Annotated in this window: 28 protein-coding genes, 1 tRNA gene and 2 pseudogenes; 3 read left to right on the plus strand and 28 right to left on the minus strand. The window is 46.6% G+C overall.

The annotated features are described in order from the left end of the window. Positions 1–144: 144 nt before the first annotated feature. The 10 genes and pseudogenes from PKHYL_RS04110 to PKHYL_RS04145 all read right to left on the minus strand — a co-directional run bounded on the left by PKHYL_RS04110 (position 145) and on the right by PKHYL_RS04145 (position 5,542). Positions 145–426: a phage baseplate protein gene (locus tag PKHYL_RS04110; RefSeq protein WP_240366040.1), complete on the minus strand. Its 282-nt coding sequence runs from the start codon at positions 424–426 to the stop codon at positions 145–147. A 64-nt stretch (positions 427–490) separates the two neighbouring features. Then, complete coding sequence (locus PKHYL_RS04115) at positions 491–856, minus strand: hypothetical protein (RefSeq protein WP_240366041.1); 366 nt, start codon at positions 854–856, stop codon at positions 491–493. A gap of 9 nt (positions 857–865) precedes the next feature. Further along, positions 866–1,390, minus strand: coding sequence for a hypothetical protein (locus tag PKHYL_RS04120; protein ID WP_240366042.1), 525 nt, complete (start codon positions 1,388–1,390; stop codon positions 866–868). Beyond that, complete coding sequence (locus tag PKHYL_RS04125) at positions 1,387–2,433, minus strand: baseplate J/gp47 family protein (protein ID WP_240366043.1); 1,047 nt, start codon at positions 2,431–2,433, stop codon at positions 1,387–1,389. Before PKHYL_RS04125 ends, PKHYL_RS04120 begins: the two co-directional genes overlap by 4 nt. Then, positions 2,433–2,804, minus strand: a complete 372-nt coding sequence (locus PKHYL_RS04130; RefSeq protein WP_240366044.1) for a phage GP46 family protein — start codon at positions 2,802–2,804, stop codon at positions 2,433–2,435. The genes PKHYL_RS04125 and PKHYL_RS04130 overlap by 1 nt, the downstream gene beginning before the upstream one ends. Beyond that, the gene (locus tag PKHYL_RS04135; RefSeq protein ID WP_240366045.1) at positions 2,794–3,105 is read right to left on the minus strand and encodes a hypothetical protein; all 312 of its coding nucleotides are present in this window, start codon (positions 3,103–3,105) and stop codon (positions 2,794–2,796) included. Before PKHYL_RS04135 ends, PKHYL_RS04130 begins: the two co-directional genes overlap by 11 nt. After that, positions 3,106–3,153 (minus strand): annotated as a pseudogene (locus PKHYL_RS18520) (hypothetical protein); the annotation flags it as partial. Continuing rightward, positions 3,138–3,272 carry a hypothetical protein gene (locus tag PKHYL_RS17140; protein ID WP_269778244.1) on the minus strand — a complete coding sequence of 45 codons (135 nt, stop codon included), beginning with the start codon at positions 3,270–3,272 and terminating at the stop codon, positions 3,138–3,140. The gene PKHYL_RS17140 and the pseudogene PKHYL_RS18520, both read right to left, overlap by 16 nt. Further along, on the minus strand, positions 3,269–4,318 hold the full coding sequence (locus PKHYL_RS04140; RefSeq protein WP_240366046.1) for a phage baseplate assembly protein: 1,050 nt from the start codon (positions 4,316–4,318) through the stop codon (positions 3,269–3,271). The genes PKHYL_RS17140 and PKHYL_RS04140 overlap by 4 nt, the downstream gene beginning before the upstream one ends. 12 nt (positions 4,319–4,330) lie before the next feature. Further along, a complete protein-coding gene (locus PKHYL_RS04145; protein ID WP_240366047.1) occupies positions 4,331–5,542 on the minus strand; it encodes a DNA circularization protein in 1,212 nt (403 codons plus the stop codon). Positions 5,543–5,698: 156 nt separating this feature from the next. On the opposite strand from PKHYL_RS04145, the gene PKHYL_RS04150 reads away from it, so the two are divergent. After that, positions 5,699–6,034: a DUF1889 family protein gene (locus PKHYL_RS04150; RefSeq protein WP_240366048.1), complete on the plus strand. Its 336-nt coding sequence runs from the start codon at positions 5,699–5,701 to the stop codon at positions 6,032–6,034. Positions 6,035–6,061: 27 nt separating this feature from the next. Beyond that, the gene (locus tag PKHYL_RS04155) at positions 6,062–6,667 is read left to right on the plus strand and encodes a hypothetical protein (protein WP_240366049.1); all 606 of its coding nucleotides are present in this window, start codon (positions 6,062–6,064) and stop codon (positions 6,665–6,667) included. Here the strand turns inward: PKHYL_RS04155 and PKHYL_RS04160 are convergent. The 18 genes and pseudogenes from PKHYL_RS04160 to PKHYL_RS04240 all read right to left on the minus strand — a co-directional run bounded on the left by PKHYL_RS04160 (position 6,664) and on the right by PKHYL_RS04240 (position 17,340). Beyond that, a complete protein-coding gene (locus PKHYL_RS04160) occupies positions 6,664–7,533 on the minus strand; it encodes a hypothetical protein (protein ID WP_240366050.1) in 870 nt (289 codons plus the stop codon). The genes PKHYL_RS04155 and PKHYL_RS04160 overlap by 4 nt on opposite strands. Next, on the minus strand, positions 7,530–7,658 hold the full coding sequence (locus PKHYL_RS17145) for a hypothetical protein (protein ID WP_269778245.1): 129 nt from the start codon (positions 7,656–7,658) through the stop codon (positions 7,530–7,532). The genes PKHYL_RS04160 and PKHYL_RS17145 overlap by 4 nt, the downstream gene beginning before the upstream one ends. Beyond that, positions 7,645–8,703, minus strand: coding sequence for a phage tail tape measure protein (locus PKHYL_RS04165; RefSeq protein WP_240366051.1), 1,059 nt, complete (start codon positions 8,701–8,703; stop codon positions 7,645–7,647). The genes PKHYL_RS17145 and PKHYL_RS04165 overlap by 14 nt, the downstream gene beginning before the upstream one ends. Before the next feature lie 9 nt (positions 8,704–8,712). Then, complete coding sequence (locus PKHYL_RS04170) at positions 8,713–8,916, minus strand: hypothetical protein (protein WP_071002087.1); 204 nt, start codon at positions 8,914–8,916, stop codon at positions 8,713–8,715. A 17-nt stretch (positions 8,917–8,933) separates the two neighbouring features. Next, positions 8,934–9,263 (minus strand): hypothetical protein, encoded by a 330-nt coding sequence (locus PKHYL_RS04175; protein ID WP_071002086.1) that lies wholly within the window; start codon positions 9,261–9,263, stop codon positions 8,934–8,936. 37 nt (positions 9,264–9,300) lie between these two features. Beyond that, positions 9,301–9,681, minus strand: a complete 381-nt coding sequence (locus PKHYL_RS04180; protein WP_071002085.1) for a hypothetical protein — start codon at positions 9,679–9,681, stop codon at positions 9,301–9,303. Between the two features lie 138 nt (positions 9,682–9,819). Then, positions 9,820–10,371, minus strand: a complete 552-nt coding sequence (locus PKHYL_RS04185; protein ID WP_332835925.1) for a hypothetical protein — start codon at positions 10,369–10,371, stop codon at positions 9,820–9,822. Then, positions 10,301–10,621, minus strand: coding sequence for a hypothetical protein (locus PKHYL_RS17975; protein WP_332835926.1), 321 nt, complete (start codon positions 10,619–10,621; stop codon positions 10,301–10,303). Before PKHYL_RS17975 ends, PKHYL_RS04185 begins: the two co-directional genes overlap by 71 nt. Before the next feature lie 12 nt (positions 10,622–10,633). Beyond that, the gene (locus tag PKHYL_RS04190) at positions 10,634–11,218 is read right to left on the minus strand and encodes a hypothetical protein (protein ID WP_240366052.1); all 585 of its coding nucleotides are present in this window, start codon (positions 11,216–11,218) and stop codon (positions 10,634–10,636) included. After that, the gene (locus tag PKHYL_RS04195) at positions 11,193–12,176 is read right to left on the minus strand and encodes a hypothetical protein (protein WP_240366053.1); all 984 of its coding nucleotides are present in this window, start codon (positions 12,174–12,176) and stop codon (positions 11,193–11,195) included. Before PKHYL_RS04195 ends, PKHYL_RS04190 begins: the two co-directional genes overlap by 26 nt. 435 nt (positions 12,177–12,611) lie before the next feature. Then, a complete protein-coding gene (locus PKHYL_RS04200; RefSeq protein ID WP_240366054.1) occupies positions 12,612–12,851 on the minus strand; it encodes a hypothetical protein in 240 nt (79 codons plus the stop codon). Positions 12,852–12,860: 9 nt separating this feature from the next. Continuing rightward, positions 12,861–13,484, minus strand: a complete 624-nt coding sequence (locus PKHYL_RS04205; RefSeq protein WP_332835959.1) for a phage protein Gp37 — start codon at positions 13,482–13,484, stop codon at positions 12,861–12,863. A gap of 21 nt (positions 13,485–13,505) precedes the next feature. After that, positions 13,506–13,937 (minus strand): gp436 family protein, encoded by a 432-nt coding sequence (locus PKHYL_RS04210; RefSeq protein ID WP_240366055.1) that lies wholly within the window; start codon positions 13,935–13,937, stop codon positions 13,506–13,508. A gap of 79 nt (positions 13,938–14,016) precedes the next feature. Continuing rightward, on the minus strand, positions 14,017–14,925 hold the full coding sequence (locus PKHYL_RS04215) for a Mu-like prophage major head subunit gpT family protein (protein WP_071002079.1): 909 nt from the start codon (positions 14,923–14,925) through the stop codon (positions 14,017–14,019). 52 nt (positions 14,926–14,977) lie between these two features. Further along, on the minus strand, positions 14,978–15,400 hold the full coding sequence (locus PKHYL_RS04220; RefSeq protein ID WP_240366056.1) for a hypothetical protein: 423 nt from the start codon (positions 15,398–15,400) through the stop codon (positions 14,978–14,980). Between the two features lie 45 nt (positions 15,401–15,445). After that, a pseudogene (locus PKHYL_RS18525) lies at positions 15,446–16,390 on the minus strand (phage protease). A gap of 10 nt (positions 16,391–16,400) precedes the next feature. Further along, a complete protein-coding gene (locus PKHYL_RS04235) occupies positions 16,401–16,544 on the minus strand; it encodes a hypothetical protein (protein ID WP_240366059.1) in 144 nt (47 codons plus the stop codon). A gap of 313 nt (positions 16,545–16,857) precedes the next feature. After that, the gene (locus PKHYL_RS04240) at positions 16,858–17,340 is read right to left on the minus strand and encodes a phage virion morphogenesis protein (protein WP_240366060.1); all 483 of its coding nucleotides are present in this window, start codon (positions 17,338–17,340) and stop codon (positions 16,858–16,860) included. Between the two features lie 52 nt (positions 17,341–17,392). On the opposite strand from PKHYL_RS04240, the gene PKHYL_RS04245 reads away from it, so the two are divergent. After that, positions 17,393–17,488: transfer RNA gene (locus PKHYL_RS04245), tRNA-OTHER, on the plus strand. Position 17,489 lies beyond the last annotated feature (1 nt).

Below are 17,489 nucleotides of genomic sequence, written 5' to 3' on the forward strand. Positions count from 1 at the left end.
TGCTTAGCGTTAGAATCGCGTTAGATTCTGTGTTAAACTCCGCTCGCTGTGTACACGGCGGCGGAGCCTCGGCTTTGCGACAGGTACTGTCTGTCAAAGAGTGGTAATATAATGCTCCAACATTTTATTACCGCTCCGTTTTCTTTATTCAATCCGTTCCCAGCAATCAAGTGTCTTAGATGGTTGCATGTTATTGTGAGCCTGACCACCACCAGTATTACTTGTAACGACATTAGCTTCCATACCGCTCGTATTCTGTGTACCAGCACGTATATTGCCGTCGATATTGCCCGAATGAATATCAGCGGTATGACCATGACTTGGCATTTCTTCTACAGTCAAAATATGCTCATGCTCGCCGTACTCTTTACCATGTGTCCTAAAATCTATATGATCCTCAGGATCATCTGAAAAACCAACCGCCACACGGCCCTGTAGTGCTCGCTCCCATGTGCCATAGCCTTTATATATAGCAACCTGATCGGCAGTCTCAAAGTGCTCTGTCGTCCAAAACAGCTCCCCCTACTTGTGTGTCCTCGTATGTGCGTAACTCAAGATCTTCTAAACGCCTACGATCCGCCTTAATCATTTCTTTATACTCATTAATAGCATCTTGGAGCACTTTCTTTTCGCCAAAATTCTGTACTAGCGCTTTAAGTAACTGACCGTTATCTGATTTATCAAGCGTCAACCCCAAACCCTCAATGACTCCTGCGACCTCCTCCTGAAGCGCATTAGACCATTCAGGTGTGAAATAAGTCGCGTCCTGATTGGGCAGATCGCTATTATCACTGAAGCCCGTTTTACCCTCGCCGTTGGCGTCAGCGCGGGCGGTAGCCGAATCTATACGATGCATAGTGTGTCCTTATTTTATATCAAGCCGGAGCGATGCCGGTAGGTAGTTTTTAGATAAGCAGTCCATATCAGCTTTGATAGGTTTGGCAAGGGTGAGCGTCACGCGAAAGCGCAATCGCGCCGTATTAAGCGGATCGACACACGACCCTAAACATTGCATAGGCACGTAAGTTTGCACTGCAAGCACGGTCTGATTGTAGCGAGCAAACAGCTTGTAGAGACCCGCTAAATTAAGCAGTACGTGCCCTTCACGTTTGACACGCTCAATCTCGGCGCGTCGATCATCGATTGTATTGCCGACATCACTTTGACCACACAATAATGGCAATCCGTACTCACGCTCAAACTCATCAATCAGCTCATCTGGTATGCCATTTAATACCGCAAAAATACGCGCAGCTGACACCTTGACCAACTCTAACGCTTTGCTATGTGCTACTATATCTTTATATATAACTGTCTTATGGCTATGGTCATATGCCCCATATGGTAGGTGTTGCATGAGCGCATCTGCTATTTTGTTTGTCTCACTCATGAGGTCACCATGACATTGGCAGGGCGTATCCAGCCTACTTGCTCCATACTGACGGTGGGGTTGACATTGACATTTGGCGTTAACTGCACATCAATCATGCCTTCTACAGCCATAATAAGACTATACAGCACCGCTGCTTTGTAGCTCTCAGCGGGTATCATTGCTTTTAGATAGTCATTGATGATTGCGCTAATCTCACCCGTATTAACATTAACGCCTGTGATTTTGGCGGTCACATCAAACGCAATAATGGTAGGTTTAAATGTACGGACGTCTTCCCAAAATGCGGTAGTGTCTTTTAAAACTTGCTCAGATTGAGCCAGTAAGCTGTCGCTTGGTAAAGTTGCCCCATCCGCACCTTGTGCGGTGATGGCGACATCAACGCTACCAGCGCCGCGACGTAAGGGATAAACGTAAGCATTAGCGACACCAGACACACCCAATACTGCCTGACGTAAGTCTTCAGTGCGTGACAAACTTTTACCCAGCTTTTTCTTGTTCCAGAGCCTTGAGCGCCATCGCTCAAGGCTTTCTCCGTCTGATCCACCGCTGATTATATCTACACCTGCTATACTTTGTAGTCCCGCGACTGGTGATACCCATCTCAACGTGCCAGTGACATTAAAGGCCGCGCCGTTATTGCTTGCTTGCACTGGTACAGCCACCTGTTTTTTAGCAGACAAAGTGGCATTTGTAGTGGTCTGCCAATAGCGCCCAAAACCATCTGTCAATTTGCTACCAACGGGCAAGATGATCCCATCAGTGTTACCTGAAGCCCATACCTGACCCGTTGCTGTCGAGCCACCAAGACGGGGCAAATCCAGCTCATCGGCGTGTATATAGAGGTAAGGCTCATCTGCCGTCTGAATAAAAAGCTGTTTTAAAATATACTCTTGATGACTGTATAAGCCCTCAGCAACTGCCGCTGTGGCTGATGCGCGCACGTCTGCATCGGAATCACGCTGGGGCAGTATGCCAGTTTGATTGACATACTCTTGCATGATGACGGCTTTGATATTGCTATATTTAGGGGTTTGATACATTATCCAGCTACCTGTACGTTAATAGATGTATTAGTGGCACTACCGTCCGCTTGTACCAATTCAGCTTTTATTAATAAATGGCCTGACTCAACATTGCCCGCAGTCACAATAATATTGTTTAGATAGTAAGGCGCTCGTAATGGTTCTAACGCTTGTTTTGCCCATGCTAGTGCTTGCCTACGCATACGTGGTATATCTTTGCTACGCCTAAGCTTGTGCAATTCACTACCTAGCGTACTATCACCAAAATACGACCCTTTTGGCGTTAATAAGCGCAAATAGGCCGCTTCTGCTAGTGCTTGAGTACCTGTAAATGGTGGCGCGTTAATACCATCCAGTGTGTAGTCATTAGTGATTTGGTCAAATCGCATCAGCAGCTCCCATTAGTACAGTTGGCGGTGATGTGCCTTCAGCTGTATGACCGTGTATATTGTATGCCCCGCGCATGATTTGCATAGAGCCAGCTTTGTCTGATACATCGCCTGTGGCTTTGATATCGCCATCAACTTCTAGGCTGACATTACTTTTTATTTTGTCTTTAAGCAGTCTTAGTTCCACGCCGTGCTGGTTATAGACTACTGTTTCGCCATCATTCAGCTCAATCGCCACAGCATCATTGCCAGCAACAATCACAAAATTACGCGCGCGACCTTGCATTGGTAGCATGACCACCTCAGCATCTTCAGGTAGCCAACTGGCAAACCCTACCTGCTGATACAGCGGTACATCATCGACCAGTTCACCGCTCGGCCAAGCACCTGCAACGCTTTATTACCAGTACGCTTGATCGTACCAATAATTGCCTGACGGACGATTGGTGCTTGTTTAAATGGGTTCATGCCTTACTCACTTTTTTAATCAGATCAGCGTACTTGACTGGTTGCATCCAGTCATCCGTGCGTTTGAGCCGCAGCTCAGTAGTTTTGCCATTGGCGCGTGACAACTGTAATGTACGCCCATAAATTACCCAGTCGCCAACAGCGCGCGTCAGAACATTACTATCAAAGCTTACTTCCCACCCTGTTTGCCACGGCTGACCGTTGTGCGTCCAACCTGATACTGGTAGCGTTAAGTCCGTCGCATCCAGCCAAGCATCAGCCATTGCTTTAGCAGCGAATTTCTCCGCTTCGGCTTGTGTGTCTGAGCGACTATCGTTAATGATGCGGTGGCGTTTGAGCGCCATGCGGTCACTTGTCACTTTTGCTTTAAAGTTTTTGCCCTTGTCATTTTGACCTACGATCTCAATTGTGCTGAATGCGTTTGAGATGTCATATTGATAGTCAGCATCGAGTACGTTGTTTTGCTCGTATCTATCGTCGTTGTACAGATAAAATTTAGGCTTAACGGCTGGCTGTGGCACATCAAATGGATTGCCGATCATCAACTGACCATCAGCTGATAGCCAAACATACTGACCACTTGCTTGTGCCGCCGCTGTTAGCACGTCCCATACAGACTCGCCAATATCCACACCTGTTTTACCTTTGAGCCAGTCCTGTTGCACCTTGCCAATAGTGATAGGCAAATTTGCCAAATCACCGCCTGTCACATAGCGTTTTATTAGCTCTGACAGACTAAGATTAGCAGCGGCATCGATGGGTGCGTGACAATCAATCAGCTGTCCTGCTAGGTCACGCCCTGATAGATTTGTGCTAAGTCCATTACGACCAATACGCTGACCAATTCGGTCTAAGATGCCTGTTAATACCGTTTCACCGTTACAGCTCACCGTGCAGTTAGACCCACCTTTGACATAGTCAGGTAGTACGTCTTGCTCAGCATCAAACCAACTAAAACTAAACGCATCAGCAGGCACACCAATATCACTATCGACACTTAGATCGTCCCATGTCGAACACACCACGCCGTCGATATGTAGTGCCATTTTTCTGTGTCGTTATCGGGCATAGCATGACACCTGTATGCCTGCGTCAATGACAGATGCATCAACCAGTCCACGATTGAGCCGCGACAGCTCATCCGCGCGCGTATGGTCAGCGTATAGTAGATGAGCCAATAGACGCCAAGTACACGGCACTGTGACTGTGTGCTTAGTTAGTGGCGGACGACTATTAATCGTAGCGTCAGTCAATGCTTGCAGTTGGGCGGCTGCTTTTTTTAAGTCACGAATGATAGGTGTAATATCTTTATTAACGACAGGCAACGATTGGTCATTTTGTGTACTATCATCAGCGCGCACCTGATCGATTGCCTCTTGTATCTGTTGGCGCGCCTCATCATTGATTGCAATCAAATCACTTGGCGTTAGGGTAGGGTTGCGCTGTTCTTCCTTTAGTATTTCAATGACACCGCGACTAGTCATTGCAGCTGGTAGTACTTGCCCTGTTCTGCGTAGCGGTGGCACATCACTGTCACCAAACACATCGCCAATAGCTTTGATACGGTTAAACAGACGACGCCAGTTATTCATTGGATCATAGTCCAGCGGTAACATCTTAACGATACCGTCCACATCACCTACGATACCGCCTAGCCATACTGGCGGATTAAGTAAATCATCTACACGTACCAGATTTGTGCCAAGATTCGTCCGTACCTCACGCAGTTTGCTACGTATGGTTTCAGGGATACTACGAGATTGCGCAATAGCCGCCTCAGTGCCAATAGCATCAAGCTGCTCTTGATAAATAGCCAGCTCCTCCGCTGGCGCTGACAAGATAATACTGTCCGCTGCTTGGCTAGGGGCGGGCATTGGTTCAGGGGTGAAGTGCTGAATATTCCGTTTTGAGCCACTTACAATAAACTGTAGCTCAATCGTACAGCCGTCTACGATGTCACTATCGTGCTTGACTCTATAACTTGCGCAAATAGCCTCTTGTGCGCCAAATACTGGATGTATTAGTTCACCGTTGCCTTTGGCATCCAGCGCGTTGAGTAAGTTTTCTAACGCTTGCTCATAGTCCGTGCCGTCTATGATGGCAGTCATACTTACGTTTTTAGGGTTATTACCCATATCAAAAATATCGGCATCATTGGCATACGGTGCTTGATGAGTCGCCAGCGCCTTATCTTGGCTGTCATCAACGCCAAAATATTCAAACTCGACACCGCGAAAGGATGCGTCATATAAATTTTCTTGCCATGCCATTTATGCGCTCGCAATACTTGTCAGAAAGTAAGTTTATTATGGAACAACGGAGCAGGGGCTTATAGGTGACAAAGTTCCGAGAAACCTAGTTTTTTGTTTTATAGTTTGGGGTTGATGCGGTAGGATAAACAATTATCTGTTAAAGAGAGCGTAAATATGTCAATTGAACAATACGATCATCAAGAAGTAGTAAGACAGACTGTAGCTAAATTATCTTTGCGCTTAGCGAAGGGCGCTGATAGAGCTGGTTTGAGTCATCCCTTAGACGAAGCTAGCGCCAAAGGTTTACTAAAAGCTATGGTAGAGCGAGGCGTGATTTATTCAGCTGATGAAGTGTCTTATATTGCCCAGTATGAATTTCAATGGAATAAGAAACACGCTGATAAACTTGGCAATTTTGCAGAAAAAATTAGCAATGGTGGTAGAGTCCAAGGTGCTGATACTGAGTTAGGGAAAGAGCATGGCAGCTCAAATTTTTCAAAAGCTAGATGATTTATCAGCACCTAAATAGGATTAAAGATGAACATATATGTACTTTTAGGAATTTGGTTGGTACTTTGGATCGGTGGATGGTGGATAGCAAAAAATAAAATTAAGGCTAAACAGCCGATAGGTATGGGTTGGTTAATCAGTTTGCCTTTTCTGATAGTTTGGATGTTAGTTGCAGGATATTTTCAAACAGAACAAACGTTACCAGTAGAGCCAGTTAGCGCAGCAGTCGTAGAGTCTGTGGCGAAAGAACCTGCGCCCGCTACAATCCCCACCATCCATACAGACCCAAAAATGGCACTCAATTATGCAAATAATCGTTTAGTTAGTTTGAAGAGTGATTACGCCAAAAATGCAGCGCTTTATCAAGATAAAGACGCTCAAGGCTTACTTAGTATTCGCGGTGAGTTAATAGACGCTATGAATGCCAATGAATATGAATACCCTTCTGAGATGCGCTATTTTATGGGTTGTGACCAAGCTTACCAGTCTTTAGTTTCTCTAAATCATTACTACCGAGGCGAATCTATACATCAAGACGGTCATAATTTAGAGACGATAGCAAACCATGAAAAAGACTATGAATACTGGTTAGGCTTGTGTGAAGATAACATCCAATCCAGCTCAGAGCTTTAACGATAAGGTCCAAACTTACCGCGCTTGGTTTGCTTACCAATCTCATCCATCATATTCATGGCGGTGCTGTGCCCACCAATAGTGATCGTTGGGTTAAAGGTCGGTACAGGTTTAGCGGCGATGTTAGATAAATGAGCAGTCATAATTCCTAGCTGCGTAGACATTTGCGATTGTATTTGCTTAGTTTGTGCTTGCTCATTGACCATTTGCTCTTGCTTTTGTTTTGTCTGCTGCTGCTCAGCGATCATCTGATCGTATTTAGCATTGGCATCAATAGCCGCCTGTGCCTCGTTATTACCAGCTGCTGCTAATACATGAGCGATAGCCGCTCCTATTTTATCAGCGACGACAGTGCCCTCAATGAATGTCTCATTGATACCCGTGCCAGCCGCATAACCCACAGCCCCAGCGGCAGCAACAGCTCCGCCGACTTTTGCAAATTTAGCCGCTCCAGCAAGGCCACCAGCCACGCCACCACCGCCTGCCATTCCCAATGCACCGCCTACCGTACCAGCAGCCCCAATCGCCGCTAGTGCAAGACCTGCACCATAGGCGGCTGTCGCTAGTCCTTCATGCTTTTCCATAAAGCCGCCAAGCAATTGGTTAAAACCGCTTAGCTGCTCATTGACCTGTTTATATAAACCATAGTTGATATTAAGCTGCTCTTGCTGGCGATCCATTGCCGTTGCCCACTCATCACCTTTAAACAGTTCATGAAGCCCATCAACTGTACCACCTGCGTTATCTAAGCCAGACTTAATACGTTCATTCTCTGAGCCGTTAGTACTGATCGCAAGCGCTGCCATTAGTGCCTGTCTATCAGCGATGACCTCACCTAAATTTGAGCCTTCCAGCATTGTGCTCATCTGTTCATAGAGCGCTTTAGCTTCTTGCCCTTTGCATTACCCGCTTGCTTCTTAAGCGCTTGATATTGCGAGTCGCCAGCCAGTTGGCGTTCAAGTAAGCTGACAAACGCATCAATCTGGTCCACACCTTGTAATTTTTGCTGGCGTGCGTACGCCGACCAGTCGAGTCCTCCGCCTTGTGATTTTTGGTAGTTGTGGGTCACCAGCCTGTGGTTCAATTTGCTTATTTATTTGCTTACTAAATTCACGCGAGCTTATTTTCTGCAATAGATTAACGACATTGTTACCTGCCTCATCTTGATTACCAGCCGTATTGATAGCAACCTGATTAAGCGCTACAATCTTTTTTAGACCATCAACTCCCCCATAACCCGCAGCCTTAGCAAGCGGTAATTGGCGGCTGAGGTACTGCGCCATAGTGTCATACTCAAACCCACCCAATTGTCCACCAGCCACAGCGATATCTTGTCCAAGCGATATCTGATTAGGGTCTAATCCAAAGTTTTTGAGCTGTAAAGTCACAGCGGCAGCGTCTGGCGCGGTCGCACCCGATACAAACGACGCACGTTGTGTGACACCCAGCACTTGTTTGACTGATGCCAAATCATACGCACCGCTTGCGATAAGCGTATCTGCCGCCTCAAGTGCGCCCTCACGTGTACCACCACCGCTGCGTACGGCGGACATCACGGTTTTGTCCAGCTCAACCTTGACCAGCTTGCGATCTGCCACCGTCATACCTTTGCCATAGGTAGCAGTACCTGAGGTACGTGCAAGCTGCTCATCATACGTGCGTGCAGGCTTAATTTGACTATTAACGATAGCGCCCGCCGCGACAGCACCGCCGACCACCGCGCCTGCTGTCTGCATCTTACCCATCAATGTCGATGACGTGCGCAGCTCACCATTAAGCCTGCGCACTTCCTCGCGCATCCGTTGGTGTGCTCGGCGAATGTCATTAGCTGATGCTGTGCCCGACGTGCGCAAGCGCCGATAAGCGCGCTCTTGATTGCGTATCTCATCGCGTATTTGTTGCTGTGTACGCAATCCCATGCGCTGCATATCATTAATCGTGCGCGTGTCACGGCGCTGCTGCGCGGCAATACGCCCCAGCTCACCCGCCGCATTACCAGTCAGCAATAATCGTAAACTAACGGTTTGAGTAGACATAAAAACGCCCTATGTAGTGGTTTTTGATTTACGACGAGCAGCAACCAATTTACGTGGTGCGGCATTGGATGCAGGAGGCGGTGGTGGTGTGGACACAGGATTCGCTAGATTGTTTGCTGGTTGTTTAGACTTAGTGACATTAGGCGATAATCCGAGCATATCTAACGCCATATCGACGGGCATACCCCACGCTTGATCGTAGGGCACGCCCATTTTGACCAGTAGCCCGACTAGGCGGACTTGGTTGCTTGCTCGCGCTCTTTTTTTTCCAGTGCTATGCGCGCAATTTCCAATCGCTGTCCGTCTTGACGGCTGGCGCTATCCAGCTCATCATATGTGAGCGCACGACCCAGCGCAGGTACGTGTGTCATTGTGGCGAGATCGACCAGCACTTGTAAGTCTGTCTCACGAGCATTCATAGACGCCGCATAGCTTTGTCCGACGGTGATAGGTGTTAGCTCAATATCGTGATAACGCTTGCCATCGACTAGGATGCCGACAGGCAGTTTGACAAACTCACACAAAGTGGTCGCGGACTGAGTTTCTTTTTCTGCTGACATGATTTATCCTTGATTTTATTAACGTTTAGACCAGCGCTTACGCCGCGCCCTCAGTGATTTTATCCATCGCGAACATCTCAATTGAGCGCATTGCTTCACCGTCAAGCTTATAACTCTCTGATACGTCCGTTGCCTCACAGCCTGTGTAAGTCGTGCGGTGACCACCGTCCAGCGACTCAATCGTGATACGACCGTCTTCAATATTTGCCCAATTGATATCACCTGATTCGGGGATGATGACTTCTACTGATAGCGTGATAGAGCTTGTCGTTTTGGTTTTTTTGCGGGTGCGGCCTTGACGGTTCATTGTTGCGACAGGCTTCTTACCCGTCACAAACTTAGGGCTGACACTCGCACAGTCAAACTCTCTACCGTCGACTGTGAGCACGATTGTGCCGACTACATCTGCTTCACTCATGGGTTATCCTTAAATTAATAAACGTCTAGCGTAGTGTTAATAACGTGCATACCGCGTACCTGAGGAGCGTTTAAAAAAAGCATTGCTTTTTAGCTCCGCAAGGGAAATCCTTTAAATAGGATTTCCAAGCGCGTGAATTTAGTACACGTCCAATGTCGTGTTAATAACGTGCATACCGCGCACCCAATGCGACGGAATACGAGCATCTACCGCTGTTTTATCAGTAGTGCTTTGCATAACAGTCAGCTCATTTTTGGTAGCGGCCACGTGCTCAAGTATTTCAGCATCATCCATCTTTAGACAACGGTCAAGAAATAGGCTGCGTAAATCCCGACGAGACGCATCAGTATTTTTGCGGCGTGGATTTGCTGCTACTGCTGCACGTAGGTCACGGCGTACGTAGCGCAGCACCAACGCACCATTAATATCCAGCAGGAGATCATCCGCTTGACCAGTCACTGGATTGGTGCGGTACGTACTGATTAATCGCACAATCTCAGGCTTGCTGTCATGACCGACGTTGACCATCGCCACACCGTCATTTAAAGCTTGCTCGATGCGCGTTTTGGTTAAACGTAGACTGCCATCGACCACAGGCAGCGCGGGCAGTTTGCAGCCGTTAAAGGGGGAGGGCGGGATCAGCCTCGCTTGCGATAGTCGCAGCGATACTGGCTGCCAGCTCAGGCTCAAAGCCAATCGCACCGTGATAGCAGACTGCAATGATGCGGTAGCAGCTCGCAACCGCAGGATAAGCCGCAAAAGCGGTGGCCGCGTCTACATCATCAAACGGCACGATAAGAATGGCATCGTTTTGCTCAGTTTTTGATGATACAAAATCTAAGTGTTCAACCCATGCATTTGCTGTCGCTTCGTCTATGATTGGGCTATCTAACGCAATGATTGAGTGCCCGTGTGGGGCTAGGTTTTCTATTGCAGCCATAATTTTCCCTTATTAATTGGTTAGGAATAAAAATCGATTTGCAGTGCTCATACCGATTACGTTCAGCTTTAAAGGTTCATCATCTGACTTTGTTGTGTCAGTTAAAAGTACATGCTCAGCACCATAACGCTCGCGCTGTAAGCGGTAGCACAGACGATTGTGATCAGTCACATAAGCAAAAATAATGTCGCTGTTACCGATATTAAATTTACGCTTATCATCAAGCGACAAGCGCGGATTGGTGATATTCGGGTATAGTGTCAGCACGTTTTTAGCAGCGCTTGCGTCGTACCAATACAGCTTAGCTACGCCATTTTCGACGTATGCAATCGTTGGACGCATGTTCTGATCAAAGCTAAAGCTCATCTCAGTGACATCACCTGCAAACGCTAAGACTGCGACTGGCTCAGCACCGCTACGCTGTAGATAGATACCTTTGCCTTTGACATAGCCATACCAGTAGTACTGCATAGGTTCACTGGTATCAGATAGTGCGATACCGCCAAGCTCCCAACACTTTGTCGCTGTCTGTGACTTATTGCGAGGTGGCAAAAACGAGGCACTATCAAGCTCAGTCAGTGTGTTGTCGGGCAACATTACAATTCGCCCTCGTAACGACCCCAGCTAACTTCAAATACCAACTCAGCAACTTGAGTGTTGTTTTTGAAATTCCCGAATTATCTGAGACTTTACTGTATTCAATTTGGAAGAATCCCATGCTGGTTAACAGTAGAAACGTCTTTATAATCCCGTTTGCGGCATCAAGAGGTAAGGCGCAACGTATAACGGCCTTATAACTGCCTTGTACATAGTTATCTATTGGCAGCGTTCGTGAGTCGCCTGCATACCAAATACTTGACCCATTAGGTCCAGCTGTGAAATCACCTAATGACCCGTTGTATATTGCATGTCCAGCATTGCCTGCATTGGTACGCATGACTTGACCAACATCATTTTTATATGAATTACTACCACCTAAGCTGGTGCCACCAACACCTGCCATCCTAACTGTATAGTTGTACTCAGTAGAAACCCCGTCCCCATCGGTGAGATTGATTTTTCCAGTTTTATCAATAAGAGAAAACACTCGCCATATTTTATATTGGACTTGTAAAGTTTCACCTTCATTTATTGATATGGTAGTCGGTGCGCCATTTGCATCTTTTATCAAAGCTCTTGTGCATAGATAATATTCAGTAGCACTGCCATATTGACTAGCAAGACCAATCTCTGAGATATTTACACTTTCTAAATTCAAAAATTGATAAGTGTAAGTAGAGCTGTTTTTATATAAGTCACCATCTCTATCGGCATCGTAGTCGTGAGAGTTAGTAACAGCCAATATACTATTGTTTGCAGCAATGAAATCATCCAAAGAGGTTTGAGTTGGTGCAGGGATACTATTCCCAGAACCCAATAAACAATGAGCACGCATATCAGTGCCATTTCCACCCCCAAAGTAATCTAATCCTTGGTTGAGTATTAAGTTTTTTTGAAAACCTGTGTCTAACTTTTGTAGTCCCATCAGCGTTTTTAACAATGCAGCGAAACTCACCTGCCATTTGAGCTAACATTTATAACTCCTTAATTTAATTTAATGCTTAGAGGTTTAGCTTCAGTTGTATAAACGGTATCTTTTTCAGTGCTGTAACTGATTAAAGTTTTTTTGATATTAATCGTTAAAGGTTTAACAATGGCTTCGTAGGTGCTGTTATCTTCTATAATAAGGCTTCTTAACAATGACTTCATTTCTACGCTTAAAGGCTTTGCATTACTTATATAAGATTCTTTACCGTCAAAAATTTACTCTGCAACAGTGCTCTAAAGGTAATATCTAATGGCTTGACGGTTGATTCATACGCATCACTGCCAATCGTTGTGTCTTTTAATATCCGTCTAATCGAGATGTTTAACGGCTTAACTGTGGGCTGATAAGCATCTTCTTTTTCAACCAAAGCTGGGTATGGCTTACTTGCCCATAGCCGCCGTGTTACTTTCCCACCGTCTCAACACGCACCCCCTGCGATATACTCAAAGCAGCCGCCATCATACGACCCGCTTTAGAGTCAGCACCGCTCACAATATCCGCTGATGCTGTATCGTAAATAGGTGTGGGATTTGAAGGCGCAGCAGTGTCGCCAGTGACAAAAACAATGCGATGATCTTGCGTTGGCAGACCCGTCCGCTGCGTCTGCGTATTGATGTCGGTATAGATACCAGGCGTTTTCATAGTTATTCCTTAAGCTCTTAAATTTAAAGGGGTTAAATCAATTTGGTCAGACGCTAGTACACGAGGGTCATCAGCTGCATTGCCGTTCTTATCAAAATAAATGTAGTCCATATTGATCGTTTCTATGTATGGCACATCGGCATCACGGTCTGGGTCTGAGACGGTGGTGCTCGTATGCCAGTCATACGCCAAGACACTAACCACTTGATTACTGGTCTTAGCATTAAACAGTGACGTAATTTCGCCACCATCCAGCGGATCAATAGCCAGCCCCATACGGTTGCCCAGCAGCGCATTTTCGACCAGCTCAATAAGTTGATAGCTGCCAATATTAAGCATTGTCCCATCAGCCTTAAATGCGCCCTGACGACTCGTTTCCTCACGTCGTCCAGAATTAGCAGCGACAAGCACCGTAAAGACATAATCACGCTCTCGCTTTTTTGCGCCCAGCTTTTTAGGTTTGGATGAGGATTTGAACGTTACCCAGATCGCAGGGAACGAGGCAACGACTTGCGCAAACTCATCAGGTGACTCAGCATCAAAATCGCCCGCGTAGCTCTTAATACCACGCACAAACCCACCGCCATGCGCCTTGTTATAGGCGTGTAGCGTGTCTTTGATCGCCTGTTCTATTTGGAGACAGCATAATTTTCCTTAGTACAGACCATTACCAAACACACTTGGACGTCCGCTGGTCATCTGTGCAAGATTAATACTCGGTGCTGCGTTGACCTCGTTTGTGCTAGCGCCAATACCAATCTTGCCGTCGTTGACGGCTTTTAGGTTTTTTACCGCCAAGTCATAACGCTTTTCATCGCGCTCGCTGACCCGTGCATTACCTAGTGCCACGTGATAGCGCGCGACATCGCACGCCATCATTTGGACAAAGGGTGAGCCTAGCACCGTAGGTACGTTCATTTGCTTAGCAAGGTAGGCATCTACTTCTGAATTGGCAGAGACAATGGCCGCTTGTAGCTTTGACTCATTGATTTCGCCCGTGTAGGGCACTTCGGTATCGGTAATCTCTACCAAGTCCTCACGCCCAAAGCGCGTAACCATCGCGTCTATCGTTGCATAACTGCCCATTACATCACCTGTTATTAGATTAATACCGATGTCTAACGCCAGCCCTTGTATAGCGGCGTTAGATTTTTACATTCGGCGTTTACGCGTAGCCTTTTAACATCAGCTGCCAAAAACCATAACCCGCGCCGTAGCGAGCCTCAGCCCCAAACTTATAGACAGCACGCGAAAATACATCAGGCGCGTTCAAATCAGTTTGAGAAACAAATACAGGCTTCTTACGCTCTTGAATAATCAGAGCCTTGACGGGCATAGAAGTGTCTTCTAAATACCAAGTACCAGCTTTTAAATCATCAATGACCAGCAATTCAGCCGTGTTTTTGTAGATATTTTGATCACCGTTTTCTAATTTATCGGCAGTGAGCAAGGTGCGCGCAGTATCTTCAAGGTCAGGTCCGACAATCAGCAGGTTTGGTTTAACCTTTAAATTGCGGCCTTCATAATCTGTAAGCGAACGCATCTTAGTACGACCAATACCATAGCTGGCTTTTGCAGCAGCAGCAGACTCAGCAGACAGCGCTTTGTTATGTACGTTACTCATGGTTTTTTCTTGACCGTTTACAGTGACAGGATGAGCACTCGAAAAGAACGGCTTGCCGTCATAACATAGACTGGTTTGACCTTGATTGATTAACTCAGAGGTTAGCTCATCAGGCAACTGCTTGGCAGACCAGCCTGCTTGCTGGCTCATATTGTTATACTGACCAATATTGTCGTCTTCGATATCATTACGTTTGACTTCGACTGTTACTTCAAAGTCATCATTGACGATGCTATAGCCTTGCTTGGACAATTTATTGATGACTTTGTCGCCGACCCATTTACGCATACGCGGCATATTTTGTAGCCACGCATAGGTCTCTTGTGAGTTAGAGCTTGGCACGACCATTGCCACTTTCTTGTGAAAGCTCTCAGTCTTATTAAACGTATCGTTATAGACTTTCTTAAGCCCAGCCGCGATAGCATTTAGCGTTTGTGCATTGACGTTCATAGTGTGTCCTTGATGTTAGTATTAATTTGATTCATTCGTATCGCGGTGTGGATTAAGCGCCGAGTATACCCACAGGCGCACCGCCAATCTCGACCCACGCCTTACCGCTATAATCGACACCCATCAGCGTACCGACACCCAATGCCGCAGGATCACCATCAGTAAATTTGCCAACGGTATTTTTTGCGGTCAGCACCACAGTAGTACCGATATCAGCGGCAGTGACTGGATTTGTCGCATCGTTACTTAGTAAAAACTGACGATTACGCGTGATCACGATTGTATTATTGGACGCTGGTGCTTCAGGGCTAGCAGTCGTTTCAGATCGACCCATCAAGTATTTGGCATCTGCATCAGTCGCAGGCACTGCCTCTCCCGTACTATTAACCGCTACCAGCTCACCCTCAGTGATAGTGGTGATAGCAGCAATCATTAAGGGCAATGAGATACCATCGCGGTATGGTGTATTTAGCATGATTTGTCCTTTTAATAAATTAAGTTAGCAATTTGGAATAACTACTTAAGCGTTAAGCTCCGCAATCATATCGGCGTGCGAGATACCCATACCGTTTGCAACTTCGATTTGCTCAGCGGATAGTGCCGTGATCTTGCCACCCGCGACAGGATCAGGTTTGCCAGTTGTTTGCTTTTGATTAAGTGCAGCGATGACAGGCGCGTTATCTAAAAACGCTTTAAAGCCAGCAGGATCAGATGCGGCATATGACTGTGCCCATTTTTCTTGTGCAGGCAATAAACGCCCATCAGACAGCGCAGCGGTCAATAGCTCAGCAGTAGGGTCAACTTGATTACCTTGCAGCTCGGTAATTTGTGCATTGAGCGCTGCGACGGTTTCAGTCATCGTCTTAACTGGCACATACTTAGCTGGGTCAGGCTCAGCAACGTTAGTAAACACACTAGACAATGCCGCGAGTGGCTTGTCCGCATCGATGGTGACTTTGGCATCAGTCGCTTTATTTTTAAAGTCGTCGACTTGCGCGGATAGGGCAGTCACGGCTTCATCTTCAGTCGTTGACTCTTTGAGTCCAAGCGCAGCAATAACATAAGCAAGTAAAGGGTTCATAGGTTTGTCCTGATCTTGTTTTTGGGGTAAATTTGGCAGACAGTGCAGTCAGCTCATCGAGTGTTAACAGTGCGGGTTGATTGGTGATAGCGACGTTCATTACGTTTGTGACATTACCGTCCGTATCGTAAGCAATGACTGGTGATTTATAGCGGTACTCACGACCAGCGATCGCTTGTGTCGCTCTGGTCGTCCAATTTGGTGCGCGGTTGCACAGTCCAACGCCATCCACATATTCAAACTGTCCCGCAGCCAACCACCCAGCAGCAGGTGCTGGCTGACCATTTTTTCGGTGTATAACGTCTGATGCTCATAGTCGATGACCATATCAGTCGGGCGCGCGTTTAGCATCTGTGCCAAAACGCGACCAGACGTGCTGTTCAATTTCCAGCTATCACACTCGTGTGGTCGCCCGCTGCCATCGCCGCTTCTCGTCTCCCCCTTCAGGGAATACTAAAAAGTAACCATCAGGCGTACCAGTAGCGCTGGCAATAGTCAGTGATAGTGCGGCGATATATGGCGGGGCTGTTTTTGACATAGTGTTCCATTCTTTGTTTGTCTTAATTAATCTCAGTCGTTTTTAGATGATGACGGCACTACATAACGCCTCCTGAGGCGCGTTTAAAAAAGTACTACTTTTTTAGCGCCGTTGTCTTAAAGTCTTATCATCGCAAATTAATATCTGATTTCTCAGGGGATACAGTTCCGAGTTTTTGAGTGGGCACAAAAAAACGCCCTCTTAGGAGCGTTCAATTTATAAGTAGAGCAATCACCGCGTTTTATCCTTTGCGCCTGACAGTCGTAAATCTAACGACCCTCTAACGCTATTCAATTGCTATATGTTTGATGCACTATCTGAAACTACGACGTAAATGTGCCATCAGCACCTGATTGACGCCCGTTTCTGCTTCAGGCTGCAAGTAGCCATTGATATCAATCGGTATGTAAGGACGTGCTGGTATCTTAACTTTGCGGCCACGGCCTGCCATGCCACCCCATTGCTGTATAGCAGCATACGCGCCTGATTGGTTACCACCGCCCGCACTGATCGTCGCGCTCGTTGCATCGCTAAAAGTCTGTATGCTGTTGTATAGCGAATCAGAGCGCCTAAGTAGTCCCGCTGTACTAATACCCAAGCGCTCATAGTTTTTAATTGTTACCTGAGATAGGGCAGGCCACTTTGGTCGCCCTTGCATCCGAAAGTTTTGCTGCGTCTGACTGAGCATTTGCGCGCGTATAGTCCGCATCAGCGGTGCAGTATTGCTGGTTTGCCGAGCTGCTTGGTTGAGTACCCGTTGTAGCTCATCTGTAATTAATATCGTTGATATTGTCATATATCGCTCTAAGTTGTTGATATTGACAGCGATTGACGTTACGCTAGCAATAGCATTGGTACTCATAATGGTACGAGGACGGTTGCATTAGTGATTATCAGCATAATCACCAAGCCGTGTGTAGTGGGTTCAATTCCCACCCAATGCCC

The sequence above is a fragment of the Psychrobacter sp. KH172YL61 genome (assembly GCF_007182895.1).
Taxonomy (GTDB): Bacteria; Pseudomonadota; Gammaproteobacteria; order Pseudomonadales; family Moraxellaceae; genus Psychrobacter; species Psychrobacter pacificensis.

Excerpts from the sequence above, each read along its gene's own strand:
- PKHYL_RS04115 (WP_240366041.1), bottom strand. The coding sequence starts at position 856 with ATGCATCGTATAGATTCGGCTACCGCCCGCGCTGACGCCAACGGCGAG.
- PKHYL_RS04120 (WP_240366042.1), bottom strand. The coding sequence starts at position 1,390 with ATGAGTGAGACAAACAAAATAGCAGATGCGCTCATGCAACACCTACCA.
- PKHYL_RS04125 (WP_240366043.1), bottom strand. The coding sequence starts at position 2,433 with ATGTATCAAACCCCTAAATATAGCAATATCAAAGCCGTCATCATGCAA.
- PKHYL_RS04130 (WP_240366044.1), bottom strand. The coding sequence starts at position 2,804 with ATGCGATTTGACCAAATCACTAATGACTACACACTGGATGGTATTAAC.
- PKHYL_RS17140 (WP_269778244.1), bottom strand. The coding sequence starts at position 3,272 with ATGAACCCATTTAAACAAGCACCAATCGTCCGTCAGGCAATTATTGGT.
- PKHYL_RS04140 (WP_240366046.1), bottom strand. The coding sequence starts at position 4,318 with ATGGCACTACATATCGACGGCGTGGTGTGTTCGACATGGGACGATCTA.
- PKHYL_RS04145 (WP_240366047.1), bottom strand. The coding sequence starts at position 5,542 with ATGGCATGGCAAGAAAATTTATATGACGCATCCTTTCGCGGTGTCGAG.
- PKHYL_RS04150 (WP_240366048.1), top strand. The coding sequence starts at position 5,699 with ATGTCAATTGAACAATACGATCATCAAGAAGTAGTAAGACAGACTGTA.
- PKHYL_RS04155 (WP_240366049.1), top strand. The coding sequence starts at position 6,062 with ATGAACATATATGTACTTTTAGGAATTTGGTTGGTACTTTGGATCGGT.
- PKHYL_RS04160 (WP_240366050.1), bottom strand. The coding sequence starts at position 7,533 with ATGAGCACAATGCTGGAAGGCTCAAATTTAGGTGAGGTCATCGCTGAT.
- PKHYL_RS04165 (WP_240366051.1), bottom strand. The coding sequence starts at position 8,703 with ATGTCTACTCAAACCGTTAGTTTACGATTATTGCTGACTGGTAATGCG.
- PKHYL_RS04170 (WP_071002087.1), bottom strand. The coding sequence starts at position 8,916 with ATGGGCGTGCCCTACGATCAAGCGTGGGGTATGCCCGTCGATATGGCG.
- PKHYL_RS04175 (WP_071002086.1), bottom strand. The coding sequence starts at position 9,263 with ATGTCAGCAGAAAAAGAAACTCAGTCCGCGACCACTTTGTGTGAGTTT.
- PKHYL_RS04180 (WP_071002085.1), bottom strand. The coding sequence starts at position 9,681 with ATGAGTGAAGCAGATGTAGTCGGCACAATCGTGCTCACAGTCGACGGT.
- PKHYL_RS17975 (WP_332835926.1), bottom strand. The coding sequence starts at position 10,621 with ATGGCTGCAATAGAAAACCTAGCCCCACACGGGCACTCAATCATTGCG.
- PKHYL_RS04190 (WP_240366052.1), bottom strand. The coding sequence starts at position 11,218 with ATGTTGCCCGACAACACACTGACTGAGCTTGATAGTGCCTCGTTTTTG.
- PKHYL_RS04200 (WP_240366054.1), bottom strand. The coding sequence starts at position 12,851 with ATGAAAACGCCTGGTATCTATACCGACATCAATACGCAGACGCAGCGG.
- PKHYL_RS04210 (WP_240366055.1), bottom strand. The coding sequence starts at position 13,937 with ATGGGCAGTTATGCAACGATAGACGCGATGGTTACGCGCTTTGGGCGT.
- PKHYL_RS04215 (WP_071002079.1), bottom strand. The coding sequence starts at position 14,925 with ATGAACGTCAATGCACAAACGCTAAATGCTATCGCGGCTGGGCTTAAG.
- PKHYL_RS04220 (WP_240366056.1), bottom strand. The coding sequence starts at position 15,400 with ATGCTAAATACACCATACCGCGATGGTATCTCATTGCCCTTAATGATT.
- PKHYL_RS04235 (WP_240366059.1), bottom strand. The coding sequence starts at position 16,544 with ATGTCAAAAACAGCCCCGCCATATATCGCCGCACTATCACTGACTATT.
- PKHYL_RS04240 (WP_240366060.1), bottom strand. The coding sequence starts at position 17,340 with ATGACAATATCAACGATATTAATTACAGATGAGCTACAACGGGTACTC.